This window comes from Pseudomonas sp. NFX71, from assembly GCF_048079215.1.
Lineage (GTDB): Bacteria > Pseudomonadota > Gammaproteobacteria > Pseudomonadales > Pseudomonadaceae > Aquipseudomonas > Aquipseudomonas fluorescens_B.
In genome coordinates, this window is the sequence record NZ_CP182230.1 from 2,132,791 (window position 1) to 2,151,273 (window position 18,483).

The window sequence follows — 18,483 nt, forward strand, 5'->3', positions numbered from 1 at the left end:
CGTACAACGCAAAGGAGTCTGCATGGCTGGTCCCGGATTGAAAAGAGTGGTTGGCCTGAGCCTCCTTGTCCTGTTGAGTGCCTGCGGCGAAAAACCCCAGGTTGAAAAGGACCGTCCGCGGGTTTTTGTGCAGGCCGTCAAACCGGCTGATTACGCCGTATCCGTGACCCTGACCGGCGATGTTCAAGCGCGCGTCCAGACCGAACTGTCATTCCGCGTCGGCGGCAAGATCATTCAGCGTATGGTCGATGTCGGTGACCGGGTGTCGGCCAAACAAGTGCTCGCCAGACTCGACCCGAAAGACCTGCAAACCAACGTCGACTCGGCCCAGGCGCAGGTCGTCGCCGAACAGGCACGAGTCAAACAGACCGCCGCCGCCTTCGTTCGCCAGCAAAAACTCCTGCCCAAGGGCTACACCAGTCAAAGCGAGTACGACTCGGCACAGGCCGCATTGCGCAGCAGTCAAAGCGCGCTGACGGCCGCCCAGGCGCAATTGGCCAATGCCCGTGAACAACTGGGCTATACCGCGCTGATCGCCGACGCGCCGGGGATAGTTACCGCCCGCCAGGCCGAAGTCGGCCAGGTGGTGCAGGCCACGATGCCGATTTTCAGCCTCGCCCGGGACGGTGAGCGTGATGCGGTGTTCAACGTCTACGAATCGCTGCTGGCAGAGGCTCCCGAAGATAAAACGATCGTGGTCAGCCTGCTCGACAACCCGGCCATCAAGACCACGGGCACGGTTCGGGAAATCACTCCGGCCGTTTCCGCGCAGACCGGCACGGTGCAGGTCAAAGTCACCCTTGATGGTTTGCCGGAAGGCATGCAGCTCGGCTCTGTCGTCAGCGCCACGGCGAAGACGCCGGGCAAGTCGGCGGTTGAGCTGCCGTGGTCGGCCCTGACCAAAAACCTCAGCGACCCGGCCGTGTGGCTGGTGGATGACGAAGGCCGGGCGCAGTTGCATACGGTCACGGTCGGTCGTTACCTGACCGGCAAAGTCATCATCAACGATGGCTTGAAGGGCGGCGAAAAAGTCGTCATCGCTGGCGGCCAGTTGTTGCACCCCGGCGTGAAAGTGGAAATTGCTGAAAACACCTATAAAGACCTGGCCGGAGGGGCTCAGCCATGAAGCGCCTGTTGCTGGTGTTCGCCGGTGTGATGCTGGTGGCCTGTTCGGAACAAGAGCCGCCGCCGGAGCCGGTGCGACCGGTGCTGTCGATCAAAGTGCTGGCGCTGGACGAGGAAAATCTCGGCCGCTTCGCCGGCAGCATCCAGGCCCGTTACGAAACCAATGTCGGATTCCGCGTGCCGGGGCGGATCGCCAGCCGTAACGTCGATGTTGGCGCCGAGGTCGAGAAGGGCGCCTTGCTCGCCACGCTCGATCCCACGGATCAGCAAAACCAGCTGCGCTCGGCCGAGGGCGATCTGGCCAAGGTTCAAGCGCAGCTGATCAACGCCCAGGCCAACGCCCGTCGCCAGCAGGAGCTGTTCGATCGCGGGGTCGGTGCGCAGGCGCAACTGGACATCGCCCAGACGGATCTGAAAACCACTCAGGCCTCCCTCGATCAAGCGAAGGCGGCAGTCAATCAGGCCAGGGATCAACTCGGTTACGTCGAACTGCGCACTGACCACAAAGCCATCGTCACCGCGTGGAACGCCGAAGCCGGCCAAGTGGTGACCGCCGGCCAGCAAGTGGTGACCCTGGCGCAGCCGGACATCAAGGAAGCGGTGATCGACCTGCCCGACACGCTGGTCGATCAGTTGCCGGCGGACGTGGTGTTTCAAGTCGCCGTGCAACTGGACCCGAGCATCACCACCACCGCCACCGTTCGCGAAATCGAACCCCAGGCCCAAAGCGCCACCCGCACCCGTCGCGCCCGCCTGACCCTGACCGATACGCCACCGGGTTTTCGCCTGGGCACGGCGATCAGCGTGACCCTCAGCTCGGCCATCAAACCGCGTATCGAACTGCCCCTGACCGCGCTGCAAGAGGTCGATGGCAAATCGCGAATCTGGGTCATCGACCCACAGACCCAAACCGTTTCCCCGCGTGACATCAACCTGATCAGCCGTACCGATTCCATGATGGTCCTGGCCAACGGCGTGAAATCCGGCGAGCGCGTTGTCAGTGCCGGTGTGAACAGCCTGAAACCGGGGCAGGAAGTGAAAATCGACGAGGACGGCCCACAATGAAAGGGAGCTTCAACTTATCCGAATGGGCCCTCAAGCATCAGTCGTTTGTCTGGTATCTGATGTTCATCGCGCTGCTGATGGGCGTGTTCTCGTACCTGAACCTCGGCCGCGAAGAAGACCCCTCGTTCACCATCAAGACCATGGTGATCCAGACCCGCTGGCCGGGTGCGACCCAGGAAGAAACCCTCAAGCAAGTCACTGACCGCATCGAGAAAAAACTCGAAGAGCTCGATTCCCTCGACTACGTGAAAAGTTACACCCGCCCCGGTGAATCGACGGTCTTCGTCAACCTGCGTGACACCACCAGCGCCAAGGACATCCCGGAAATCTGGTACCAGGTGCGCAAGAAAATCAACGACATTCGCGGCGACTTCCCCAAAGGCCTGCAAGGGCCGGGGTTCAATGACGAATTCGGGGATGTGTTCGGTTCGGTGTACGCCTTCACCGCCGACGGTTTGTCGATGCGCCAGTTACGCGACTACGTCGAGCAGGTCCGCGCCGAGATCCGTGAGGTGCCGGGCCTGGGCAAGGTCGAGATGGTGGGTGAGCAGGACGAAGTGCTGTACCTGAACTTCTCCACCCGCAAACTGGCGGCGTTGGGCATTGATCAGCGTCAGGTCGTGCAGAGCCTGCAATCGCAAAACGCCGTGACGCCGGCCGGGGTGATCGAGGCCGGGCCGGAGCGTATTTCCGTGCGCACCACAGGGCAATTCGTTTCCGAGAAAGACCTGGAAAACGTCAATCTGCGGCTCAATGATCGCTTCTATCGTCTGGCCGACATTGCCGACATCAGCCGGGGTTATGTCGACCCGGCGACGCCGGAGTTTCGCTTCAACGGTCATCCGGGCATCGGCCTGGCCATCGCCATGAAGAAGGGCGGCAACATCCAGGATTTCGGCAAGGCGCTGCACCAGCGCATGACCGACCTGACCGCTGACTTGCCGGTGGGCGTTGGTGTGTACAACGTTTCCGACCAGGCGGCCGTGGTCGAAAAGGCCGTCGGGGGCTTTACCAGCGCGCTGTTTGAAGCGGTGGTGATTGTGCTGGTGGTCAGCTTCGTCAGCCTCGGCGTGCGCGCCGGGCTGGTGGTGGCGTGCTCGATTCCGCTGGTGCTGGCGATGGTCTTCGTCTTCATGGAATACAGCGGCATCACGATGCAGCGTATTTCCCTCGGCGCCTTGATCATCGCCCTTGGCCTGCTGGTGGACGACGCGATGATCACGGTCGAGATGATGGTCACCCGCCTGGAGATGGGCGAAACCAAAGAGCAGGCGGCCACCTTCGCCTACACCTCGACCGCGTTCCCGATGCTCACTGGTACGCTGGTAACGGTGGCCGGTTTTGTACCGATCGGCCTGAACGCCAGTTCGGCGGGCGAGTACACCTTCACGCTGTTTGCGGTGATCGCCGTGGCCATGCTGGTGTCCTGGGTTGTCGCGGTGCTGTTCGCGCCGGTGATCGGCGTGCACATCCTCAGTGCCAACGTGAAACCTCACAACGCCGAGCCCGGCCGCATCGGCCGTGCCTTCAATTACGGCATGCTCTGGTCGATGCGCAATCGCTGGTGGGCCATCGGCATCACCATTGCCTTGTTCGTGGCGTCGGTGTTTTCCATGCAGTTCGTGCAAAACCAGTTCTTCCCGTCTTCCGACCGCCCGGAAATCCTCGTCGACCTGAACCTGCCGCAAAACGCTTCGATTGCCGAAACCCGCAAAGCCGTAGACAAACTCGAAGCGACGCTCAAGGAAGACCCGGACATCGTCAGCTGGAGCACCTACATCGGCGAAGGCGCGATCCGTTTCTACCTGCCGCTCGACCAGCAATTGCAAAACCCGTACTACGCGCAATTGGTCATCGTCAGCAAGGGCCTGGAATCGCGAGAAGCCCTGAGCCAGCGTTTGCGCGAGCGCTTGCGCAAGGACTTCGTCGGCATCGGCAGCTACGTCCAGGCGCTGGAAATGGGCCCGCCTGTCGGGCGACCGATCCAGTACCGGGTCAGCGGCAAGGACATCGACCAGGTGCGCAAACACGCCATCGCCCTGGCCACCGAGCTGGACAAGAACTCGCACATCGGCGAGATCATTTACGACTGGAACGAGCCGGGCAAAGTCCTGCGCATCGACATCGCCCAGGACAAGGCGCGGCAACTGGGGCTGTCGTCGGAAGACGTGGCCAACCTGATGAACAGTATCGTGGTCGGTGCGCCGGTGACGCAGGTCGATGACGATATCTACCTGATCAACGTCGTTGGCCGCGCGGTGGACGCGGAGCGCGGTACACCGGAAACCTTGCAGAACCTGCAGATTGTCACGTCGAGCGGCAACTCGATTCCGCTGCTGGCCTTCGCCACCGTGCGCTATGAAATGGAGCAGCCGCTGGTGTGGCGTCGCGACCGCAAGCCAACCATTACCATCAAGGCAGCGGTGCGCGACGAGATTCAGCCGACCGATCTGGTGAAACAACTCAAACCTGACATCGACAAGTTCGCCGCGTCGTTGCCGGTGGGCTACAAGGTCGCTACGGGCGGCACCGTCGAGGAAAGCGGCAAGGCCCAAGGGCCGATTGCCAAGGTCGTGCCGTTGATGCTGTTCCTGATGGCGACCTTCCTGATGATCCAGTTGCACAGCGTACAGAAGCTGTTCCTGGTCGCCAGCGTCGCGCCGCTCGGTTTGATCGGCGTGGTGCTGGCGCTGATCCCCACGGGCACGCCGATGGGGTTCGTGGCGATCCTCGGGATTCTGGCGCTGATCGGCATCATTATCCGCAACTCGGTGATTCTGGTGACGCAGATCGACGCCTTGGAGAAAGAGGGGTTGTCGCCGTGGGACGCGGTGGCGCAAGCCACGGAACACCGGCGCCGACCGATTCTGCTGACGGCCGCGGCGGCGAGCCTGGGGATGATCCCGATTGCCCGGGAAGTGTTCTGGGGGCCGATGGCGTACGCGATGATCGGCGGCATCATCATCGCGACGTTGTTGACGCTGCTGTTTTTGCCGGCGCTGTATGTGGCCTGGTACAAGATTCGCGAGCCGAAGAAAGAGGCAGCGTGATCAAAAGCAAAAAGATCGCAGACTAATCCGCGCGACGCCAGACACTCGCCAACCAAGGCTGCTGCTCCCGCGGCAGCCCCGCCGGCCGGTAGTAATGCTCCAGCTCCACAAACCCCGCCGCGTTCAGCAATTCCTGCCATGCCTGAAGATCGTGATAAGCCCCATACCGCGGCCCATTCCAGCCTTCCTGATTTTCACCCCGCGGATTGGAACTGAACAACACACCGCCCGGTTTCAAAGCGGCATGCAATTGCTTTAACACCCGAGGCAATTCCTGAAGCGGAATGTGAAACAGCACCGCATTGGCGAAGATCCCGTCAAAGCGCCCGGCCGGCAAATCAAGCTTCAGAAAATCCTGCTGCCAGACCTCGCAACCACTGTCCTCGCGCGCCATCTGCGCAAACTTGTCCGAGCCGTCGAGGCCGACCGCCGTGTGGCCCATACGCGTGAACGTCTGCAAATCACGACCCGGCCCGCAGCCAAAGTCGAGAATGTCGAATGGCGCATCGCCCTGAATATGCCGCAACAGCGCATCGATGTTCTGGCTGACGTCATGGTCACGCGTGCCTTCGCGAAAACCTTCGGCCACCGAGTTGTAATGACCCAGGGTGGTGGAAGTGATCTGCTCGAGGTCGGCGGGAGTCTGTTTCATGGTCGGGCTACGCAGGCAATTGGGATTTGCCGAATATACGCCATCAGGTCTGTGGCTGCTGTGCAGCCCACGACCTGTTACTTCTTACAGTATCGGTCGGACCAAAAAGAGCTCAGTCTACCTCGACCCGAGCGAAGGACCGGCGAGACTGTGAACGCTCACCTACACACACCGAAGCTGTCGGTGATTGATCCGCGAGCCTTGGCGATCCGCAGCGTGGACTATTGTCGCCATCCGGACGAGGTCGTTATTGAACCTCGCATCACCCGGCAGATCTTCGATGAGGCCGGGCGGCTGGTTGCGTCATGGGATCCACGGCTTTGGGGCACGGCGTCGAAGCCGAACCTGACCAACCTCTACGGCTTGAGTCGCCAGTCGTTGCTGACGGACAGCGTTGATGCCGGCTGGCAGTTGAGTCTGTTTAATCGCACCGATTCGCTGCATGCATTTTGGGATGGCCGGGGCTGTCAGCGTGAATGCGAATATGACGATCAGCAGCGTCCTGTCGCGGTCACGGAGCAGGGCGCAGCCGCATTGGCTCGTGTGGTCGACCGGTTCACCTACGGTGGCTGCGACGCAACGTTTACCGAGCGTAACCAGTGCAACCGGCTGATCCGTCATGACAGCCCGGCTGGTTCTCAAAACCTCGATGATTATGGTGTGGCCGGCGCTGTGCTGGCTGAATGCATACGTTTCCTCAACGATCTTGATACACCCGACTGGCCCCTCGAAATCGATGCCCGCGACGCGTGGCTGGAGACGCAATCGTTCGTGACGCAACACACCTTCCTGCCCACGGGCGAGATTGAGCGCCAGACCGATGCCATGGGCAATACCCGAACCTTTGGCTATGACGTGGCCGGCAGGTTGAGTGAAACCTGGCTGCTGCTGGCCAAGGATGGCAAACAACCGCAGCGCGTGGTCAGCGACATCCGCTACAACCCCTACGACCAGATCGAAAGCGAAATCGCTGGCAACGGTGTGAAAACGCAAGCTGAGTACGGCGCAGATGACGGTCGGCTGATCAGGCTGGTGGCGGCGGTCGGCAATCAAAGGCCACTGCAAGACTTGAACTACATCTATGACCCGGCAGGCAATATCGTCGAGCTGGAGGACAAAGCCCAATCCGTTACCTGGTTCAACAATCAGCGCATCGAACCGATCAACCGTTACCGCTATGACAGCCTGTCTCAACTGATCGAAGCCAAGGGCTGGGAAGTCGCGAACCCCAGCCACGGACCGACGCTGCCGGACTTGCTGCCCACACCGCTGGACCCGAATCAGCGGCGCAATTACACCCAGCGTTTCGAATACGACGCGGCGGGCAATCTGATCACCCGTCACCACAGCGGTGCGCCGGGTTTCTCGATGTTCACCTCAGCCCGCAGCAATCGAAGCCTGGCGCAGCGGGATGAGGGGGCGCTGCCGGGGGAATCCGACATCGATTCAGGCTTCGATGCCTGCGGCAATCAGCTTGAGCTTCAACGCGGCCAAGCCATGACCTGGGATGTTCGCAATCAGCTAAACCGGGTGACCTTGGTCAAACGCCAGGATGAACCCGGCGATTACGAAGGTTATGCCTACGACCGCCCCGGCCATCGGTTGCGCAAAGTGCATGTCAGCCAGGCCAATCGCCGAACCCTGCGCACAGAAGTCCGTTACCTTCCCAGCCTCGAAATCCACCGACAGGCCGATGGTGAAGTGCACCACGTCATCAGTGCCGAAGCGGGACGTTGCAGTGTTCGCGCCTTGCATTGGCCCGAAGGCACCCATGTCGATCAACTGCGTTACAGCCTCTGCGACCACTTGGGTTCCAGCACGCTGGAGTTGGATCATGAAGCAGGCGTGCTGACTCAGGAACACTATTACCCCTTCGGCGGAACCGCCTGCTGGGCAGGTAAAAGTGCCTTGGTGGCGAAGTACAAAACGATTCGCTATTCCGGCAAAGAAAGGGATGCGACAGGACTGTTTTGCTACGGATTTCGGTATTACGCACCGTGGTTGCAGCGCTGGATATGTCCGGACCCTGCAGGCGACATGGACGGGCTCAATCGCTATGCGATGGTGAGGAACAACCCGGTTAATTTCTACGATTGGCAAGGCACGTTATCGATTCCAGCCGATATTTTTATCGCCGATATCGTCAACCCAATGAATAAAAGCATTGGAACGGGATGGTTCGAGGAGTTGAGATGGAATCAAGAGAAAAACACGTTCATGAGTACCGGTCCGGTTTATGGCCGAGATATGAAGGCGATCGAGGGTGGAAATTCCGAGTGGTACCCATCATCGTTCGGAAATGCCATTGCTGCATTTCGTGATCAGGACGGCAAGCTTCGTCTGTTTGCCAATATGTATCAGCAGCACATGGGCATCCAGCCCGGTATGGGCCTTCCAGAGTTCGCCGGACTATTGAAAGTGGATGAGCAAGACCCTTCAAAACTCGTCATCAACAATCATTCCGGGCACTACAAACCCGAATCGTCCATTGACGTGACGGCGATGATTCTTGAGATTGCTCCGCAGCAACAGTCCGTGAGCTATGCCCCGATTCCAGAAAGCTCGTCGTTTGATTCAGCACTTCGAATCCATTCCATTGACTCGCCCGAAATGTATGAGCGCCTGGTGAACACGTACAAGCGAGATTTCAATGGCTTGATCACGTACCTGAAAGAACAAGGTGTCTGGGAAGCAGCCAAAACGAATTGGGAGGAAAGAGAAGACCTGAACATCATTTTCAAGATGGAGACTAAAGGGATGACTGCCCAGCAGATCCGCTATGAAGAGTCTACGTTGAGGAATGCCAAGCCATTGGCTGATCCCGTGCGACCGTCCATTGGCACCCGCCGAGTCACACGTCCACTCGCTCAGGAGAAGATCAAAAAAACTTCATTTTTCCGATCTCTTGGTCACCGTTTTGTAAAGCTGTATGAGAAGTGACATCGAGTCCTTGATTGCTTGAACGGGACGGGGGCAGCGCGCTCATACGCCATACGTGGTGCCGAAGATCAACCGTGTAAACGGAATCAACGGCACCATCAAAATCGAGCGGATCAGGTTCAAAAAACACGCCAAACGGTGAGGTTTTCTGTTACTTCTTACAGTATCGGCCCGGCCAAAAATGGCTCAGTCTTTCCTCGACCCGAGCGAAGGACCGTCGAGACCGTGAACGCTCACCAACACACACCGAAACTGTCGGTCATGGACCCGCGAGCCTTGGCGATCCGCAGCGTGGGCTATTGCCGGCGCCCGGACGAGACCATCATTGAGTCACGCATCACCCGGCAGGTTTTCGATGCGGCGGGGCGCTTGGTTGTCTCGTGTGATCCACGGCTCTGGGGCACAGCGCCGAAACCGAACCTGTCGACAGTCTATGGCTTGAGCGATCAGCCCCTGATGACGGACAGTGTTGATGCCGGTTGGCAGTTGAATCTGTTGAATCACACCAGCTCGCTGTTTTCGTTCTGGGACGCCAGAGGCAGTCAGCGTTGCATCGACTATGACGATCAGCAGCGCCCGATAGCCGTTACCGAACAGGCCGCCGAAGCACCATCGCGCGTGGTTGAGCGACTGACCTACGGCGGCGCTGCCCCAGCATTCGCTGTGCATAACCAATGCGCAAAGCTGATCCGCCATGACAATCCGGCCAGCACCCGATTCGTCACCGACTACGGTTTGGCCGGTGCGGAACTGAGTGAAAACCAATGGTTCCTGATCGACCTTGAAACACCCAACTGGCCAAGTGAATTCGAGGCCCGGGACGCGTTGCTGGAGGAGCAGTCGTTCGTGACGCAACACACCTTCCTGCCCACGGGCGAGATTGAGCGCCAGACCGATGCCATGGGCAATACCCGAACCTTTGGCTACGACGTGGCCGGCAGGTTGAGTGAAACCTGGCTGCTGCTGGCCGGGGATGGCAAACAACCGCAGCGGGTGGTCAGCGACATCCGCTACAACCCCTACGACCAGATCGAAAGCGAAATCGCTGGCAACGGTGTGAAAACGCAAGCTGAGTACGGCGCAGATGACGGTCGGCTGATCAGGCTGGTGACGGCGGTCGGCAATCAAAGGCCACTGCAAGACTTGAACTACATCTGTGACCCGGCAGGCAATATCGTCGAGCTGGAGGACAAAGCCCAATCCGTTACCTGGTTCAACAATCAGCGCATCGAACCGATCAACCGTTACCGCTATGACAGCCTGTCTCAACTGATCGAAGCCAAGGGCTGGGAAGTCGCGAACCCCAGCCACGGACCGACGCTGCCGGACTTGCTGCCCACACCGCTGGACCCGAATCAGCGGCGCAATTACACCCAGCGTTTCGAATACGACGCGGCGGGCAATCTGATCACCCGTCACCACAGCGGTGCGCCGGGTTTCTCGATGTTCACCTCAGCCCGCAGCAATCGAAGCCTGGCGCAGCGGGATGAGGGGTCGCTGCCGGGGGAATCCGACATCGATTCAGGCTTCGATGCCTGCGGCAATCAGCTTGAGCTTCAACGCGGCCAAGCCATGACCTGGGATGTTCGCAATCAGCTAAACCGGGTGACCTTGGTCAAACGCCAGGATGAACCCGACGATTACGAAGGTTATGCCTACGACCGCCCCGGCCATCGGTTGCGCAAAGTGCACGTCAGCCAGGCCAATCGCCGAACCCTGCGCACAGAAGTCCGTTACCTTCCCAGCCTCGAAATCCACCGACAGGCCGATGGTGAAGTGCACCACGTCATCAACGCCGAAGCGGGACGTTGCAGTGTTCGCGCCTTGCATTGGCCCGAAGGCACCCATGTCAATCAACTGCGTTACAGCCTTTGCGATCACTTGGGTTCCAGCACGCTGGAGTTGGATCATGAAGCAGGCGTGCTGACTCAGGAACACTATTACCCCTTTGGTGGCACCGCCTGCTGGGCGGGGGAAAGTGCTTTGGTGGCGAAGTACAAAACGATTCGCTATTCCGGCAAAGAGCGGGATGCGACGGGGCTTTGTTACTACGGATTTCGGTATAGCGCACCATGGTTGCAACGGTGGATATCCCCGGATCCGGCGGGCTCTATAAACGGCCTTAATCTTTTTTTATTTGTTTCGAATCACCCAGTCAATCTCGAAGATGTGGATGGCCGTTTTTATGAGGGGGAGGGGGATAAAATTGAACGGAGTCTGTCATTTGGTGCAAAGATTGTCGCGCGTGGACTAGACCAGTTTTCAGCAGAGCAAAGAGATATTGTCAGATCGGAATTGCTCAAGCGGGAGCGTATATTTTCTGATGCTCAACGTGCACTGCTCTCAGATTTCTCCGGAGTTGGAGACATTATGCAGAGTCACTTTGGTCCCGCGTACGGCGTCGTTGCGAACAAAGTTCTGGACTCCTGGAGTCGGGGGGAAGCCCTAGTGAGAGAGTACCAAGGGAGCCGAGGAAATTATAAGTTTATAGGGTTTGAAACCGATAATAAAAACTTTTACGGAGAGGTGGATGTCAGTGATGTCCATGGAAGAATAGCGGTTAGCATTGATATGATTAATACCGGGAAGCTAAATGTGTTTTTTGGTCATGAAGTACTCCATCTAACGGGTGTGAATAACATTGCAGCGGTTGGGCCCGGTGCACTGGATGGTTTTTATTTAAGCTCAAGTGCTGATTGGACTGTGGGTCGTAGTGTTACTCAGTACATTTTTCAGGAGAGTCGAGTGTCTGAAATTATTATTCAGGGGGGAATGAGTCTGGACTATCTGAACTCATTTACAGATGTTCATAGCGATTTTATTAGTGTTGTTGAAAAATATGACGGAAGAGTTGGGTCTGGAATGGATATCCATACCGCGATATCAACTTTTAATGCTGATATATACTTGCGCGCCGAAATGGCAGCCGTGAACGCGGATAGCCTTGTATTTGCTGCGGACGCTTTGAGTCAGTCGTATCTGAATCGGCATGCTTAAGGGGGAGTGGTATGTCGATTGGAGCGGGTTACCCGCTCCATTTCAACCTAGTAAGTGTTCACATCTGCCTAGCGTTTATTCAATCCCCGCGCCAACCGATCCCCGCCCAACTGAATCACCGCCACCAACACCACCAGCAACACAATCACCGTCAGCATGATCTGGCTATCAAACCGCTGATACCCATACCGATACGCGATGTCCCCCAACCCGCCAGCACCAATCGCCCCGGCCATGGCCGATGAGTTGATCATCGTCACCAACGTAATGGTGAAACCACCCACGATCCCCGGCAGCGCCTCGGGCAGCAACACATGCCAAACGATATGCCAGCGCCGGCACCCCATCGCTTGCGCCGCTTCGATCAAGCCGAAATCCACCTCACGCAAACTGACTTCCGCGATGCGCGCAAAGAAAGGCGTGGCCGCAATGGTCAGCGGTACTACAGCAGCCCAGACACCGTAAGTGGTGCCCACGATCAACCGCGTGAACGGGATCAACGCCACCATCAAAATCAAGAACGGAATCGAGCGAAACAGGTTCACGAACGCACCCAACGCGCGGTTCAGTGCCGGTGCTTCGTAGATCCCGCCTTTGGAGCTGGTCACCAGGATCACCGCCAGTGGAATACCCGCCAGCAGCGCGATCAGTGACGACACGCCCACCATCAAAAACGTGTCGATGAAACCCTGCAGCAAGCGATCAAACCACATAACCCAGCACCTCCACCTGTTGTGCCCAATGACCGGCGCGCTGGCGCAGTTCTTCGGCGCCGAGGGACGAGCCGGCCACCGCCAGCAACAATTGCCCCAGTGCATGGCCCTGAATCCGTTCGACGCCGCCTTGCAGCAAGCGCACGCGGCCACCGAGTGCGGCGAACAGCGCTGCAAGATCCGGCTCGTCCGTGGCGCTGCCGGTGAATTGCAAACGCAGGACCACGGCGGCATCCGAAGATTGAGGCTGTGCCTGTAAACGACTCTGCAGCTCTTCTGGCAACGCGTGTTGCAACGGTGCGAGCAAGGTTTTGCTGACCTCATGCTGCGGGTTGCCGAAGACTTCCCAGACCGGGCCTTGCTCGACGATTCGCCCGTGTTCCAGCACGACGACGCGGTCGCAGATATCGCGGATCACCGCCATTTCGTGAGTGATCAGCACGATGGTCAGCCCCAGTCGCTGATTGATCTCGCGCAGCAGGCCGAGGATCGATTGCGTGGTCTCCGGGTCCAGTGCCGACGTGGCTTCGTCGCACAGCAGAATCGCCGGGTCGTGCACCAGGGCGCGAGCAATGCCGACGCGCTGTTTCTGTCCACCGGAAAGCTGTGCCGGGTAGGCTGTGTGTTTCTCTTGCAGGCCGACCAGTTCCAGCAGTTCGCGGACTTTCCGCTCGCGTTTTTCCTTAGGCACGCCGGCGACTTTGAGCGGCAATTCGACGTTCTGCCAAACGGTCTTGGCCGACATCAGGTTGAAGTGCTGGAAGATCATGCCGATGCGCCGACGCAGCGTGACCAGGCGGTCTTCATCGAACTCGCCGATGTCCACCTGATCGATCAGCACGCGCCCCGTGCTCGGTTGTTCTAGGCGGTTGATGGTGCGGATCAGCGACGACTTGCCGGCGCCGCTGCGGCCGATGATGCCGAACACTTCACCGCGCTGGATCGCCAGGTCAATGCCCTGAAGTGCGGCCACCGGACCTTGCTGGCCGTTGTAGGTTTTGCCCAGGCCGATGAAGCGCACGTGGGCACGGTTCAGGTCTGGGTGCAGTTCAGTCTGTTCGGCGTTCTGAGGCTCTGGAATTTCCAGTCGCCGTTGGATAGCGGCCGTCATGTTCAGCTTTCCCAACCGGCTTGGTAGAGCTTGCCGTGAGCCTTGTCGAGGGCGGCGCGAACGGCGGGCGAATGCTGGTAGATGTCGACGAATTTGATCAGGCGCGGGTCGGTTTTGCTTTTTGGCTGGATCACGAACTGGATCACGTATTCCTTGTGATCGAGGCCGTCGAACAGCAGCGCGGAACCGGCGTCGAAGGTTTTCGCCAGGCGAACGTACGCCGGGTAGCCCTGAACCAGATCGGCATCATCGTAGGCGCGTACCAGTTGCACGGCTTCGACCTGAAGGATTTTGATTTTCTTCGGGTTGGCGATGATGTCTTCTTCGGTGGCCTTGTAGCCGACACCCGGTTTGAGCGTGATCAGCCCGGCCTTGGCCAGCAGTTGCAGGCCGCGACCGCTGTTGATCGGGTCGTTGGCGATGGCCACGCTGGCGCCTTCCGGCAGCTCGTCGAAGCTTTTGTATTTCTTCGAGTAGAGGCCGACGTTGTTGATGATGCCCGGCGCGAACGGCACCAGGTCAAAACCGGAGGCGGCCCTGGCATTTTCCAGGAACGGGACGTGCTGGAAGTAGTTCACGTCGATGTCGCCGGCGGCGAGGCTGACGTTGGGCGCGATCCAGTCGGTGAACTCGACAAGTTCGACTTTCAGGCCTTGTTTGTTGGCTTCCTCGACGGCGGCCTCCAGGGGGATGGCGAACGCGGCGGTGGTGCCGACTTTCAGCGGCGCGTCGGCGCCGAAGGTGATGGAGCTGAAAAGGCCGAGGGCCAGGGCCAGTGCTTTGACTGGGTGAGAGAGGTAGTGCTTGGTCATGATGGTTATTCCAGTCAATTAACAATGTGTGAACGCATTGGTGGCGAGGGAGCTTGCTCCCGCTGGGCTGCGGAGCAGCCCCAAAGCCATTCGATGAGGTGCGTCAGGTAAAAACAGTCTGCGGGTTTTGCGACTGCTGCGCAGTCGAGCGGGGGCAAGCTCCCTCGCCACAGGGGATCAGTGTCGGTAGTGAGAGCCGGTGTGTTGCTCAGGCAAATGCGCTTCGCCGTGAAACAGCTTTTCCCGCAAGCTGCCGTTGTCATAGGCGGTCTTGTACGACCCACGCCGCTGCAACTCCGGAATCACCTGTGCAATGAAGTCCACATAGCTTTCCGGCGTGACAATCCGCGTCAGGTTGAAGCCATCCAGCCCGGTTTCGGCGATCCACGATTCCAGTTCATCGGCCACTTGCTCCGGCGAGCCCACCACGGTGATGTAGCGGCCACCGAGGGCGTGTTGCTCGAGCAACTTGCGTCGCGTCCAGTCGTTGTTTTGCAGGTTCTTGGTGGCCGACTGAATCGCGTTGCTCTTCACGTACTGGATCGGTTCGTCGAGTTCGTACTCGGAAAAATCGATCCCGGTCGACGCCGAGAAATGCGCCACGCCGGCCTCGGCGCTGGCGTAGCTCAAGTACTCGGCATGCTTGGCCCAGGCCAGCTCTTCGGTGGCGCCGACGATCACGTTCAGCCCCATGAACACCTTGATGTCTTCGGGATTACGCCCGGCCTCGACGGCGCTGGCGCGGACCTTGTCCACCTGGACCCTGGTCGATGGTTTGTTCTGCCCGCTGATGAATACGCACTCCGCGTGGCGCCCGGCGAACAGCAAGCCGCGATCCGAACTGCCGGCCTGGAACAGCACCGGCGTACGCTGCGGCGACGGTTCGCAGAGGTGATAACCCTCGACCTGATAGAACTCGCCCTTGTGTTCGATCCTGTGCACTTTGTCCGGTTGCGCGTAGATCCGCTGTTTGGGATCGTTGAGCACTGCACCGTTTTCCCAACTGCCTTCCCAGAGTTTGTAGAGCACCTCGAGGTATTCATCAGCCTGGTCGTAACGACGGTCGTGCTCAACTTGCTCGCTCAGGCCCATGGCCTTGGCGGCGCTGTCGAGGTAACCGGTGACGATGTTCCAGCCGACCCGACCGCGACTCAGGTGATCGAGCGTCGACATGCGCCGGGCGAACAGATAGGGCGGTTCGTAAGTCAGGTTGGCGGTCAGCCCGAAGCCAAGGTTTTTGGTGACGGCGGCCATCGCCGAGACCAGCAGCAACGGGTCGTTGACTGGCAGCTGGATCGACTCTTTCAGCGGCACGTCCGCCGAGTTCTGGTAGACGTCGTACACGCCGACGATGTCGGCGATGAACAAACCGTCGAACAGTCCACGCTCCAGCAATTGCGCCAGTTCGGTCCAGTATTCGATGGTTTTGTATTGGGTGGAGGTGTCCCGTGGATGCGTCCACAAACCATGGTTGATGTGCCCGATGCAGTTCATGTTGAACGCGTTGAGCAGGATCTTCTTTTTCGCGTCGGCCATCAGATGGTCCCCCGCAGCGGCGGGTTTTCATCGTTGAGGTAGTAGTTGCCCACGGCGTGATACTTCCAGCGCACCGGGTCGTGCAGCGTGTGCACCCGAGCGTTGCGCCAGTGGCGATCCAGTCCGTGTTCGATCAGGGTTGCCTGGCTGCCGGCCAATTCGAACAGCGTGCTGCCGGCAGCGAGGGAGATTTCGGTGCTGATGGCGCGGGCTTCGGCGACGGCAATCGATGCCGCAGCGACAGTCTCGGCGTTGGTCTCGGCCTGGGCCTTGTCGAGGAATTCGCCGGAACGCTCCAGCAGCGCTTCTGCTGCGTGCAAGCGGATGCTCAGATGGCCGAAGCTCTTGATGGTCAGCGGGTCATCGGTGGCTTTTTCATGCGTGGCGTCGATCCATGGCCGGGTTTTGGTTCGCACGAAATGCAGTGCGTCTTCATAGGCGGCGCGGGCGATGCCGGTGTCGATGGCGGCGTGAAGTATCTGCGCCAGCGGGCCGACCGGGGTCGGGCGTTCGAAGGCACTTTGAAACGCGATGACGTCTGCGGCGGCGACGTATACGTCTTCGAACACTACCGAACCGCTGCCGGTGGTGCGCTGACCGAAGCCGCTCCAGTCATCGATGACGGTCAGGCCTTTGCTGTCGCGCGGGACGAATGCCAGTTGCTGCACGCCGTTTTCATCCACCACTGACGTCGGGATGCGTTGTGCGTAGATCGCACCCGTGGCGTAGAACTTGCGGCCGTTGATGCGATAGCCGTCACCGTCTCGAGTCAGGCTGGTGACGCGGTCGTGGGCGGTCTTGGTGCCGAGTTCGGCGAGCGCGTTGCCGAAGCGCTGACCAGCGAGCACTTCTGCGTAGAGGCGTTTTTTCTGCTCTTCGCTGCCATTCACTCGCAGCACTTCGAGGGCATAAAAATGGTTCTGCGGAATTTGTCCGAGGGAGCCGTCAGCCTGGGCGATCAGGGCAATCACCTTGGCCAGCGTGACGTTCGAAACGCCAGCGCCGCCGTACTCCTTCGGCACGCTGATGCCCCACAGGCCCGAGCGGGAAAACACTTCCAGTTCAGGGTGCGGCAAACGGCGCTCGCGGTCGCGCAGGGCGCTGTCGCGTCTGAAATCTTCAGCCAGATCAGTGGCGACGATCAGGGCTTGTTCATCGCCGGTGATGACCGCGACGTGGTGAGAAAGAGTCATAGGTTTCTCCAGATATCGGGTCGTCAGATCCAGGAATGGCGAGCCGGCAGCGTGCCGTTGAGGTGGTACGCGCCGACCGCGTGATATTTCCAGCGCACCGGGTCGTGCAGCGTGTGCACGCGGGCGTTGCGCCAGTGGCGGTCAAGGTTGAATTCGGCGAGGGTGGCGCGGCTGCCGGCCAGTTCGAAAAGTTTTTCGCTGGCCAGCAGCGAGATTTCGGTGGTCAGCACCTTGGCTTCGGCCACGGCAATCGAAGCCCGCGCAGCGGAGTCGGCGGTGAGCGGCACGGCGTTGACTTGATCAAGCACTTGCCCGGCCTTGCGCAGCAGCGCTTCGGCGGCGTGCAGTTCGATTTTCAGTTTGCCAATATCAGCAATCACGTACAGGTCGTCGCTGGCGCGTTCGACCTTGGCGTCGATCCACGGCCGTGCGCGGTTTTTCACAAACTCGATGGCGTCGTCGATGGCGCCGCGGGCGATGCCGGCGTCGATGGCCGCTTGAATCAATTGCGAGACGGCACCCTGGATATTCGGCTTGTCATTGATCTTCCAGTTATCCACAACAAGCTCGGCGTCGACCCGCACGTTGTTGAGCAAAATGGTGCCGCTGGCGGTGGTGCGCTGGCCGAAACCGGACCAGTCATCGACGATGCGCAGACCCGGAGTGCCGCGACGGACAAAAGCCAGCACTTGCTTGCCGTCGTCGTTCAGCGCCTTGACCGCGACCCAGTGGGCGAACAGGGCGCCAGTGGAATAGAACTTCTGTCCGCTGATGACAAAACCATCACCGTCGGCAGTGATCCGTGCCTTGAGTTCAAGGGTGTTTTTGGTGCCGCGTTCCGGCCCGGCATTGCCGATGCGCCAGCCTTCGAGCACGCTTTTGAACAGCTGCTTTTTCTGCGCTTCGGTGGCGCTGCCGAGCACCAGGTTGAGAATGCCGAACTGGTTCTGCGGGATCTGTCCCAATGCCGGGTCGGCCGCGGAAATGATCGCGAACACCTCGGCCAGTGTGACGAATGAAACCTGCGGGCCACCGTACTCGCGCGGGATGGCAATGCTGCCCAGGCCGCTGCGGGTGAACTGTTCGATTTCCGACCATGGCAACCTGCGCTGCTGATCACGTTTGGCCGCTTGCAAGCGGGCGACGTGCGCCAGCTCATGGGCGGCCTTGATGGCTTGCGCGTCGTTGCGCAAAACCTGCGCGGGCAACAACAGGGGGGCGATATCCAGATCACTCTGGAGGGTTGCTTCTGCCAGACTGGACATCAGTGCCGCTCCTTGGCTGCACGC

The 18,483-nt window shown here is 59.5% G+C and carries 12 protein-coding genes and 1 pseudogene; 5 read left to right on the forward strand and 8 right to left on the reverse strand.

Going from position 1 to position 18,483, the window contains the following annotated elements:
* Positions 1-22: 22 nt before the first annotated feature.
* From ACM1ZW_RS09885 to ACM1ZW_RS09895, 3 genes are read left to right on the forward strand one after another with little or no spacing between them, the layout of a single operon-like run.
* Positions 23-1,126, forward strand: coding sequence for an efflux RND transporter periplasmic adaptor subunit (locus ACM1ZW_RS09885; RefSeq protein WP_017335882.1), 1,104 nt, complete (start codon positions 23-25; stop codon positions 1,124-1,126).
* Positions 1,123-2,190 carry an efflux RND transporter periplasmic adaptor subunit gene (locus tag ACM1ZW_RS09890; protein ID WP_017335883.1) on the forward strand — a complete coding sequence of 356 codons (1,068 nt, stop codon included), beginning with the start codon at positions 1,123-1,125 and terminating at the stop codon, positions 2,188-2,190. Before ACM1ZW_RS09885 ends, ACM1ZW_RS09890 begins: the two co-directional genes overlap by 4 nt.
* Positions 2,187-5,240: an efflux RND transporter permease subunit gene (locus ACM1ZW_RS09895; protein ID WP_416740467.1), complete on the forward strand. Its 3,054-nt coding sequence runs from the start codon at positions 2,187-2,189 to the stop codon at positions 5,238-5,240. The genes ACM1ZW_RS09890 and ACM1ZW_RS09895 overlap by 4 nt, the downstream gene beginning before the upstream one ends.
* Before the next feature lie 22 nt (positions 5,241-5,262).
* Here the strand turns inward: ACM1ZW_RS09895 and ACM1ZW_RS09900 are convergent, their stop codons facing one another.
* Complete coding sequence (locus ACM1ZW_RS09900; protein WP_017335885.1) at positions 5,263-5,892, reverse strand: class I SAM-dependent methyltransferase; 630 nt, start codon at positions 5,890-5,892, stop codon at positions 5,263-5,265.
* Between the two features lie 150 nt (positions 5,893-6,042).
* Between ACM1ZW_RS09900 and ACM1ZW_RS09905 the strand changes: the two genes are divergently transcribed.
* The gene (locus tag ACM1ZW_RS09905; RefSeq protein WP_416740468.1) at positions 6,043-8,832 is read left to right on the forward strand and encodes an RHS repeat domain-containing protein; all 2,790 of its coding nucleotides are present in this window, start codon (positions 6,043-6,045) and stop codon (positions 8,830-8,832) included.
* Positions 8,833-8,877: 45 nt separating this feature from the next.
* Here ACM1ZW_RS09905 and ACM1ZW_RS09910 read toward each other — a convergent pair.
* Positions 8,878-8,967: pseudogene (locus ACM1ZW_RS09910) on the reverse strand (ABC transporter permease); the annotation flags it as partial.
* Between the two features lie 90 nt (positions 8,968-9,057).
* Between ACM1ZW_RS09910 and ACM1ZW_RS09915 the strand changes: the two are divergent.
* Positions 9,058-11,829, forward strand: a complete 2,772-nt coding sequence (locus ACM1ZW_RS09915) for an RHS repeat-associated core domain-containing protein (RefSeq protein WP_416740469.1) — start codon at positions 9,058-9,060, stop codon at positions 11,827-11,829.
* 68 nt (positions 11,830-11,897) lie between these two features.
* On the opposite strand, the gene ACM1ZW_RS09920 is transcribed toward ACM1ZW_RS09915, so the two are convergent.
* The 6 genes from ACM1ZW_RS09920 to ACM1ZW_RS09945 all read right to left on the reverse strand — a co-directional run bounded on the left by ACM1ZW_RS09920 (position 11,898) and on the right by ACM1ZW_RS09945 (position 18,459).
* Positions 11,898-12,542 (reverse strand): methionine ABC transporter permease, encoded by a 645-nt coding sequence (locus tag ACM1ZW_RS09920; RefSeq protein WP_017335887.1) that lies wholly within the window; start codon positions 12,540-12,542, stop codon positions 11,898-11,900.
* The gene (locus ACM1ZW_RS09925) at positions 12,532-13,653 is read right to left on the reverse strand and encodes a methionine ABC transporter ATP-binding protein (RefSeq protein ID WP_414879879.1); all 1,122 of its coding nucleotides are present in this window, start codon (positions 13,651-13,653) and stop codon (positions 12,532-12,534) included. Before ACM1ZW_RS09925 ends, ACM1ZW_RS09920 begins: the two co-directional genes overlap by 11 nt.
* A gap of 2 nt (positions 13,654-13,655) precedes the next feature.
* Positions 13,656-14,465: a MetQ/NlpA family ABC transporter substrate-binding protein gene (locus tag ACM1ZW_RS09930; RefSeq protein WP_017335889.1), complete on the reverse strand. Its 810-nt coding sequence runs from the start codon at positions 14,463-14,465 to the stop codon at positions 13,656-13,658.
* Between the two features lie 177 nt (positions 14,466-14,642).
* Entirely contained in the window at positions 14,643-16,001 is a 1,359-nt protein-coding gene (locus ACM1ZW_RS09935) for an LLM class flavin-dependent oxidoreductase (protein ID WP_414879880.1), read from the reverse strand.
* Entirely contained in the window at positions 16,001-17,194 is a 1,194-nt protein-coding gene (locus tag ACM1ZW_RS09940; protein ID WP_414879881.1) for an SfnB family sulfur acquisition oxidoreductase, read from the reverse strand. The genes ACM1ZW_RS09935 and ACM1ZW_RS09940 overlap by 1 nt, the downstream gene beginning before the upstream one ends.
* Before the next feature lie 23 nt (positions 17,195-17,217).
* Complete coding sequence (locus tag ACM1ZW_RS09945; RefSeq protein ID WP_017335892.1) at positions 17,218-18,459, reverse strand: SfnB family sulfur acquisition oxidoreductase; 1,242 nt, start codon at positions 18,457-18,459, stop codon at positions 17,218-17,220.
* Positions 18,460-18,483: the final 24 nt, after the last annotated feature.

Excerpts from the sequence above, each read along its gene's own strand:
- ACM1ZW_RS09885 (WP_017335882.1), top strand. The coding sequence starts at position 23 with ATGGCTGGTCCCGGATTGAAAAGAGTGGTTGGCCTGAGCCTCCTTGTC.
- ACM1ZW_RS09890 (WP_017335883.1), top strand. The coding sequence starts at position 1,123 with ATGAAGCGCCTGTTGCTGGTGTTCGCCGGTGTGATGCTGGTGGCCTGT.
- ACM1ZW_RS09895 (WP_416740467.1), top strand. The coding sequence starts at position 2,187 with ATGAAAGGGAGCTTCAACTTATCCGAATGGGCCCTCAAGCATCAGTCG.
- ACM1ZW_RS09900 (WP_017335885.1), bottom strand. The coding sequence starts at position 5,892 with ATGAAACAGACTCCCGCCGACCTCGAGCAGATCACTTCCACCACCCTG.
- ACM1ZW_RS09920 (WP_017335887.1), bottom strand. The coding sequence starts at position 12,542 with ATGTGGTTTGATCGCTTGCTGCAGGGTTTCATCGACACGTTTTTGATG.
- ACM1ZW_RS09925 (WP_414879879.1), bottom strand. The coding sequence starts at position 13,653 with ATGACGGCCGCTATCCAACGGCGACTGGAAATTCCAGAGCCTCAGAAC.
- ACM1ZW_RS09930 (WP_017335889.1), bottom strand. The coding sequence starts at position 14,465 with ATGACCAAGCACTACCTCTCTCACCCAGTCAAAGCACTGGCCCTGGCC.
- ACM1ZW_RS09935 (WP_414879880.1), bottom strand. The coding sequence starts at position 16,001 with ATGGCCGACGCGAAAAAGAAGATCCTGCTCAACGCGTTCAACATGAAC.
- ACM1ZW_RS09940 (WP_414879881.1), bottom strand. The coding sequence starts at position 17,194 with ATGACTCTTTCTCACCACGTCGCGGTCATCACCGGCGATGAACAAGCC.
- ACM1ZW_RS09945 (WP_017335892.1), bottom strand. The coding sequence starts at position 18,459 with ATGTCCAGTCTGGCAGAAGCAACCCTCCAGAGTGATCTGGATATCGCC.